The sequence below is a fragment of the Caballeronia sp. genome, from assembly GCF_028292365.1.
Classification (GTDB): Bacteria; Pseudomonadota; Gammaproteobacteria; order Burkholderiales; family Burkholderiaceae; genus Caballeronia.
Genome location: NZ_JAQGMM010000519.1, coordinates 1 through 7,474, shown reverse-complemented (window position 1 = coordinate 7,474; position 7,474 = coordinate 1). Strand labels below are relative to the sequence as shown.

The 7,474-nt window shown below is 60.8% G+C and carries 6 protein-coding genes; 2 read left to right on the top strand and 4 right to left on the bottom strand.

What is annotated here, in order from left to right; all coding sequences use genetic code 11:
- The 4 genes from JWR14_RS30355 to JWR14_RS30340 form a co-directional block, all read right to left on the bottom strand.
- On the bottom strand, window positions 1–991 hold a 991-nt coding region (locus JWR14_RS30355; protein ID WP_299716765.1), incomplete at its 3' end, for an MFS transporter.
- 37 nt (window positions 992–1,028) lie between these two features.
- Entirely contained in the window at window positions 1,029–1,913 is an 885-nt protein-coding gene (locus JWR14_RS30350) for a polysaccharide deacetylase (protein ID WP_299716763.1), read from the bottom strand.
- 62 nt (window positions 1,914–1,975) lie between these two features.
- Window positions 1,976–3,328, bottom strand: a complete 1,353-nt coding sequence (locus JWR14_RS30345; protein ID WP_299716760.1) for an amidase — start codon at window positions 3,326–3,328, stop codon at window positions 1,976–1,978.
- Between the two features lie 356 nt (window positions 3,329–3,684).
- The gene (locus JWR14_RS30340; RefSeq protein WP_299716757.1) at window positions 3,685–4,086 is read right to left on the bottom strand and encodes a helix-turn-helix domain-containing protein; all 402 of its coding nucleotides are present in this window, start codon (window positions 4,084–4,086) and stop codon (window positions 3,685–3,687) included.
- Between the two features lie 88 nt (window positions 4,087–4,174).
- Here JWR14_RS30340 and JWR14_RS30335 point away from each other — a divergent pair, with 88 nt between their 5' ends.
- Window positions 4,175–5,029 (top strand): SDR family oxidoreductase, encoded by an 855-nt coding sequence (locus JWR14_RS30335; RefSeq protein WP_299716754.1) that lies wholly within the window; start codon window positions 4,175–4,177, stop codon window positions 5,027–5,029.
- A 360-nt stretch (window positions 5,030–5,389) separates the two neighbouring features.
- Window positions 5,390–7,336: a site-specific integrase gene (locus JWR14_RS30330; RefSeq protein WP_299716751.1), complete on the top strand. Its 1,947-nt coding sequence runs from the start codon at window positions 5,390–5,392 to the stop codon at window positions 7,334–7,336.
- Window positions 7,337–7,474: the final 138 nt, after the last annotated feature.

Here is a 7,474-nt window from a genome sequence, read left to right as displayed (position 1 = left end):
CGATTGCCAGCGTGTTGCGCCGGCCGATCTTGTCGCCAATCCAGCCGTGGCTCAGGTATCCGCAATAACCGATCACGTTCGACAGCACCAGAATCAACAACGAGTTCTCGAACGACACGTTATGCACACGTGTCAGCACTGTGGTGCCGAGCACGCTGAACACCTGGATCGCCGACCAGTTCAGCAGGATGCCGCCGCCGAGCACTAGCGTCGCGCGCAGTGACGTGCCGCGAAACGCTTCACCGAGACCCGCGCGGCTGTGCTGCTCGTAGTCCACCCGATGTTCGCCCGCAAGCGAGCGAGCCGCGCTGTCGTTGCCTCCTTCGCGCAGGGTCTTGATACGCTTGTGCAGCAGAAATTGCGGGCTTTCCTTCAGGCGCCGTGTCATGAAGAAGATGACGATCGCCGGAAACGTCGCGAAGATAAAACATCCCTGCAAGCCAATGCGCGGCAGCAACAGCTCGGTCAAGCCGGATGCGATCAGCGCGCCGATCGGCCAGCCGCCCTGGACCAGGCTATAAATAAATCCCTTGTTGCGATTCAGACGCGGATCGTTCGCAGCCGAATACAGTTCGTTAAGGTAGGTCGCATTGACCGTTTCCTCGGCATAGCCCAGTCCCGAGAGCGAGCGGATCAGCACGAGCGGCCACTGCCCGAGCGCACCACCGACAACAGTCAGCCCTGAACATAACGCTGCGCCCGCCACCGTCCAAAGGAGACCCGCCTTGCGTCCGGCGCGATCGAGCACCGGTCCGATTGCGAACGCAATCACCGCTGTCCCGATGGCGACAAACGTCGCAATCTCCGCCTGCATGGGCGCATCCCATCCGTAGTGCTTGCCAATCTCCGGCAACAGGGTGCCGAACAAAATGAAGTCATAGACGGCGAACACCCAGGCAAAGAACGCCACGATGGTTGCGCGTTTTACATCGACGGGGAGAATCTTTTCAAGCACAAAGCCGGACGCAGCGAGCGGATTTTCTTTCATCATTGCTCTCCCAGAGAGGTGGCGGACAGGGGTTTATTTCTTATTTCCCACGCGGATGGCGGGCGAGGAAGTCATCGGCAATTTGATCGCAGGTGCAGAACCGCACGCCCTCATGCGAGCGGAAATACTCGATCAGCCGTTCAAGCATCAACAGCACTTGCGGGCGGCCGGAGACATCGGGGTGAATCGTGATCGGGAACACCGCGTAGTCGTCGTGCTCGCGATACACCCAGTCGAACTGATCGCGCCACATCTGTTCAATGTCACGCGGATTCACGAAGCCATGGCTGTTGGGCGACTTCTTGATGAACATCATGGGCGGCAGGTCGTCGAGATACCAGTTGGCGGGAATCTCGACAAGATCGGTTTCGTGGCCGCGCACGAGCGGCTTCATCCACGCGCTCGGATGTTTGCTGTAATCGATCTTGGTCCAGGTGTCGCCCACGCGCACGTAGTACGGATGGAAGTCGTTGTGCATCAGGCTGTGGTCGTACTTGATGCCCTTCTTCACCAGCAATTCATTCGATACCGGGCTGAACTCCCACCACGGCGCCACGTAACCGGTCGGGCGACGCCCCGACAATTGCGTGACCAGTTCGATGCTGCGGTCGAGCACCGCTTCTTCCTGCTCCGGCGTCATCGCAATCGGGTTCTCATGGCTGTAGCCGTGAATGCCGATCTCGTGACCAGCGTCTGCTACCGCCTTCATCTGCTCGGGAAACGTTTCGATCGAATGGCCGGGGATAAACCAGGTCGTCGTGATCTTTTCACGCTCGAAAAGTTTGAGCAGCCGCATTGATCCGACTTCGCCGGCGAACAGGCCGCGCGAGATGTCATCGGGTGAATCTTCACCGCTGTACGAACCGAGCCAGCCCGCGACGGCGTCCACGTCAATGCCGAATGCCACCAGAATTTCCTTGGCCATCTTTGTTTCTCCTTCGGTTAAAAGTGCAGCGAATGGTGGGTGAGAAGCGCGTGCGGGTGGTGTCAACGCACGGCTGCTTCGAGCGCCGCGGCAATGCGCAGCAGCGCGTTGTCGTCACCTTGGACGCGCATCAGTTGTGCGCTTGTCGGCAGGCCGTCCACGTCGACACCGGACGGCATCGCGACAGCGGGGGTATCGAGGAAACTGCCCAGCATGGTCATTGCGAGCGTCTGCAGGTTCACTCGCGCGAACAAGTCGGGATCGGCTTCGAGTGGCGCGAGTACGGGTGCGACGTGCGGGGTGGTGGGCATGACGAGGGTTGCGCCGGCGGTTTCGTTGGCAAACGTCTCGATTAATTCGCGGCGTCGCGCGAGGAGTTGAGCCAGACGGTCGGACGGAACTGCGCGATTCGCTTCAAGGCGGACCCGCACACGCGGATCGATTCGCGCGGCATCCGGTGAATCGAGTAACGCGCGATGCATCGCAAACGCTTCGAGTCCACCGAGCCAACCTTGATCGCGGATCAGATCGCGTACGGCGGCGAGCACGGCAAGCGGCTTTCGCTCGATCACCGCGCCCGCCTGTTCCAGACGCGCGACGAAACGTTCGAAGTTTTCCGCGACAGCCGGCGTCACCGCGTAACGCTCGAACAGATCCGGATCGACGATAAAACGCGCCCCCGTTAACGCGGCGGCATCGGTGGGCGATGGCGGTTGGATTGCACGCACGGCAGCATCGAAGGCGATGCAGTCGATCACGTTCGCGGCGAGCGGCCCGCATGTATCGAGCGTCGGCGACAACGCGACCATGCCGTCGCGCGAGTAGCGCGCTCCACTGGCGCGATAACCGGTGAGACCGTTGAACCCGCTCGGCACGCGGATCGAGCCGCCAGTGTCGGTCCCGATCGCAATAGGCACGATGCCCGCAGCAACCGCGACCGCCGCGCCAGATGAAGAACCGCCGGGTGCGCGTCGGCCACCATCGAGCGCAAGGTTGGTCGCCGTGCCGAAGTGCGGGTTGAGGCCAAGCCCCGAGAACGCAAATTCGCTCAAGCCCGTCTTGCCGATGCACACCATGCCGGCGCGCGTGCCGGCTGCCACTAACGGTGCATCCCTGGTGGCGGGCGGGTGTTCAGCGAATACGGCAGACCCGGCCGTGGTGAGCGTGCCAGCTATATCGAAGAGATCTTTCCACGCGACCGGCACGCCATCGAGCGCGCTCAGGGGCCGGCCATCACGCCAGCGGCGCGCCGACGCAACCGCTTCGAGCCGCGCGCGTTCCGCCGTGACCGTGAGAAATACAGTGGGCGCTGCGAGCGCTTTCGACAGCGCGGCTTGTGCCACCTCGACGGGATCGGCCTCGCCAGTCGCATAAGCACGCGACAGTGCAGCGGCGGTGATAGGGGAAATGGACATCAGTTCTCGGTTCGTCTGAGTTATAAATGTATGTCGTCAACAACATTCATTTTTATTAGACGAGGCCAAAAACGGATCGAATAGAGGGGGTTTACCCTTGTTCTTAGTTTTGTGAAGGAGAGAGAAGACGCGCGACGTTATCCATCGCTCCGTGGGAGCGAAGGCGTGATGGTCGCGTTGGGATAGGTATAAAGAGATGCCGCAATTGATGGTCCGGCGGGCTAACCGCCTTGACGGCTATGCCGGAAGGTCAATATCGGCCAATGACAGGACGGTGCACCGGTAGCAATCGTGAACTGGCGCGATAAGTTGTCCGGAGCTTGATGTTTGAAACTTGCCGATCGAGGTTGATCCCTCTACGCGTCCACTGTCCGTGCACTCAGGATGCGCGATAGATTAATTTCAATCCAGTCCGCCAGTGACGTGACCTGGCGCGCGACCTCCTCGCCCAGCGGCGTCAGCCGATAGTCCACATGCGGCGGTACTTCGTCATACGCAGTGCGGATCACGAAGCCATCGGCTGCCAGCCACTGCAGCGTCTGCGCGAGCATCTTTTCGCTCACGCCATCCACCTTCCGGCGCAGATCGCTGAAACGGCAAGTCTGGTCGAGCAGCACCATCAACACGAGAACGCCCCATCGACTGGTGACATGCTTGAGCACTTCTCGCGATGGGCAGTCCGCCGACAGCAATTCACCGCGCCGCACCAGATCCGACAACGGCACGCCGTTCTCGCCTAAACCAACATTTGAATCCATGGATACTTACCTCGGCGTACGTACTTACGAAAAGTTAGTTTATCCGATACGGTACGACTTCAGTCGCATTTATCCCAGGAGTTTGATCATGATCGTCGTTACCGGAGCCACCGGCCAACTCGGCCGGCTCGTTATCAAAGCGTTGTTGAAGACCCAACCGGCGAGCGACATTGTTGCCGCGGTGCGCAGTCCGGAGAAGGCGGCCGATCTTGCTGCGCTGGGCGTGCAAGTCCGGCGCGCCGACTACAACGAACCCGCCACGCTCGACACCGCCTTCAAGGGCGCGGACAAAGTGTTGCTGATTTCATCGAGTGAACTTGGCCGGCGCGCAGTCCAGCATCGCGCCGCAATCAATGCCGCGAAGCGGAATGGCGTGCAATTGATCGGTTACACCAGTGTGCTGCGCGCCGATACATCGCCGCTCGGACTAGCCGATGAACATCGCGAGACGGAAGGGGCACTACGCGCATCGGGCGTACCGTTCGTTTTGCTACGTAACGGCTGGTACACCGAGAACTACCTCCGAAGCCTCGCTGCGGCGCTCGAACACGGTGCGATCCTCGGGAACGCGGACGACGGCAAGATTGCATCGGCCGCGCGGGCGGACTATGCGGAAGCGGCAGCGCTTGTGATGACTCGCGACGCCCAGGCCGGACGCGTTTATGAACTGGCGGGCGATTCCGCCTACACCCTCACCGAACTCGCGGCCGAAGTAACGCGGCAGTCGGGCAAGAAGGTCGAATACCAGAATCTGTCCGAGGCCGAATACAAGGCGGCGCTGGTTGGCCTCGGGTTACCGGAAGTCGTGGCTGCGCTGCTGTCGGACTCGGATGCGGCCGCATCGAAAGGCGCACTCTTCGACAATGCTCATCAGTTGAGCCAACTCCTTGGCCGGCCAACGACGCCCCTGGCTACCGTAGTGGGCGAAGCGCTCGCGGCGTGATCGCCAGTCTCTTGTAGTTTGTAGCGATGGTGCGTGTCGGGTCGTTCATGGAACCGACGCGCACGATTCGTTCAATGTGACGGGGGCGTTGCATTGTCCTCATCATTCCCCGCCCGCTGATCCTGAAAACTGACTCCGGCATCGACGTGCGGCGTCGCTTCGTTCATAAGCCTCGCTTCAGATTTCACGACCCCACCGGTTTCATCTCGAACCGCATATTGCAGTTCACTCGACGCGACGACCCGCGACCATCTCTTGCGTGTGCCCGTATACTTATCAGATGTAGCGTTTTTTGTTGTCAAACCGCCTCTACGCTGGTAGCCTCGCTCCAAGCCATTGAAACGAAAGCATAAATAACTCATGCCAGCCGCTTTACCATCGTCATCCGTTCGCAATCCCGAGAACCGCGCCTCAATCAAGCGGCTTACTCGCGAACATTTCGCGCTCTATCGCGGATATCTGGATGGCGTGTCGGTCGAGCAACTGCATGCAACTTACGGCGACGCCGTCACTGACATCCGGGCAACCCGTCGCCTGATCGGCCTGTTGCGCGACACTCTCTCTGGCGCTGCACGTCGCACCCGCGATGTCGAAGCCACGCATCTTCTGCGCCTGAGACCAGGCAGCATTCCTGATACGCAACGGCCAGCAGCCAGCGAGATGCCGTCGCTTGAGGCCTATCGGGAATCCGTCGATCCTGATGGTTTTCACAGCGAAGCCGAACTGCTGGAGCTTTATCAGGCGGAGTTTTCTCGGGAAAGCACGTCGGGCATCGACAGGCGCACGACCCGGAATGCGCGCCTGCGCCGGCGTCAGATTGACGCCCTCGCTCGCATGGAAGCCAGTCTGGTCCAGGCGCCGCAGCCGGACCATCCGGTCGCGAGCTGGCTCGAACCGGCGATAGCCGGCCGTCTTCAGCACACGGGTATCCATACGCTCGGCGATCTCCTCGAATTCATCGAGATGCGCGGCCACCGCTGGTATGCAAGCGTGGCGCGTGTCGGGCCGAAGGTGGCTCGCCGGATTGTTGACTGGCTTGCTCTTCACGCCGATTCGCTCCGGCACACGCTGTCAAAACGCGCGCTCATTCCACGCCGGCGCTTGGTCCAGGGCGATCCGACACTCATCCGGCCGCGCCAGAGCGGCATCGTGCCGATCGAATCACTGGCTGTACCCGCGGAAATGGACGGTTCGGCGGGTACTAACCGTGTACAAAACCACGGTTGGCCGTGTTCGCTGGCCACGGATTTGCAGGCAATTGAGGCGTGGCTAACTGCTCGCCAACACAGCCCGCACACCGCTCGCGCCTATCGCCGGGAGGCCGAACGCCTGCTTCTGTGGGCAATCAACGAGAAGAAAAAAGCGCTATCGTCACTGGATGACGCCGATTGCGCGGGGTATATCGAGACGTTTCTGGCCGATCCGCAGCCAGCCGCACGCTGGGTCGGACGCGCGAAAGTCGAGCGAACTCATCTGGATTGGCGTCCGTTTGTCGGCACCCTGTCTAATCGCAGCAGGGAAACGGCGCGGGCGATTCTTCACGCAATGGGCCAGTGGCTGGTCGAGCAGAACTATTGGGCGCACAACCCTTTTTCGACTGCGCCGGCAGTGACGATCGGCGCGCGAATTGACGTTTCGGGGCGCTCGCTCAACCACGGGGAGTGGCAAAGCGTGGTCCACGCTGCCTCTCGCGACCGGTACTCTCAACGGGAATTGCGTGACTATCTAGCCCTGAATCTTGCCTACTCGACCGGGCTTCGACGGTCGGAACTGGCACACGCGACGACAGGCCGTCTGGTCCCGCCCACGCTGGAAAACGGGTTGGAGCGCATGCCTGAAGGCTCATCGGCTAACGCCTGGCAGCTGGCAATCCCCGGAAAAGGCCGTGCGGCGCGAACCATTTCGGTCCCACAGGCCGTCATGGAATTGGTTTTTGAGAGCCTGCGAGCCCGCGGTTTGCCTGATGACCCCAGCGCCTGCCCGGCCGAGACTCCTCTCCTGGCACACTTTCGCACCGGCAATTCGCTGACCCCCGACGGGATGGGGCAGGTATTCCGGCGGCTTTTCTCCTGGGCCGCCCTTCTTTCAACGCCGCAAAATCTGCTCGATTCACGTCGTTGTTTCAATGCGAGCACTCACTGGGTCCGTCACACTCACTCGCATCACGCGCTTGAACGCGGCACAGATTGCCGCGAAGTCCAGATCCGCCTCGGCCACGCCAATCTGTCCACGACGCTTTTATATGTGAAAGCCCGTCATCACGGTTGGATCGCTAACGGTAAAAACGGCGTCTCGTCGACACGCTAAGAGCAACAAAGTCCTCGCCGACGCTTGAATCTACAGACCTAAAGCGTCGCAAAACCCCCGATTCGCCTCAAGTCTTTTCTCAACTTTCTCCCCCAAGCCTAACAACCACGTGCCTTTGCGGCTACCGCGCCCGGCAAA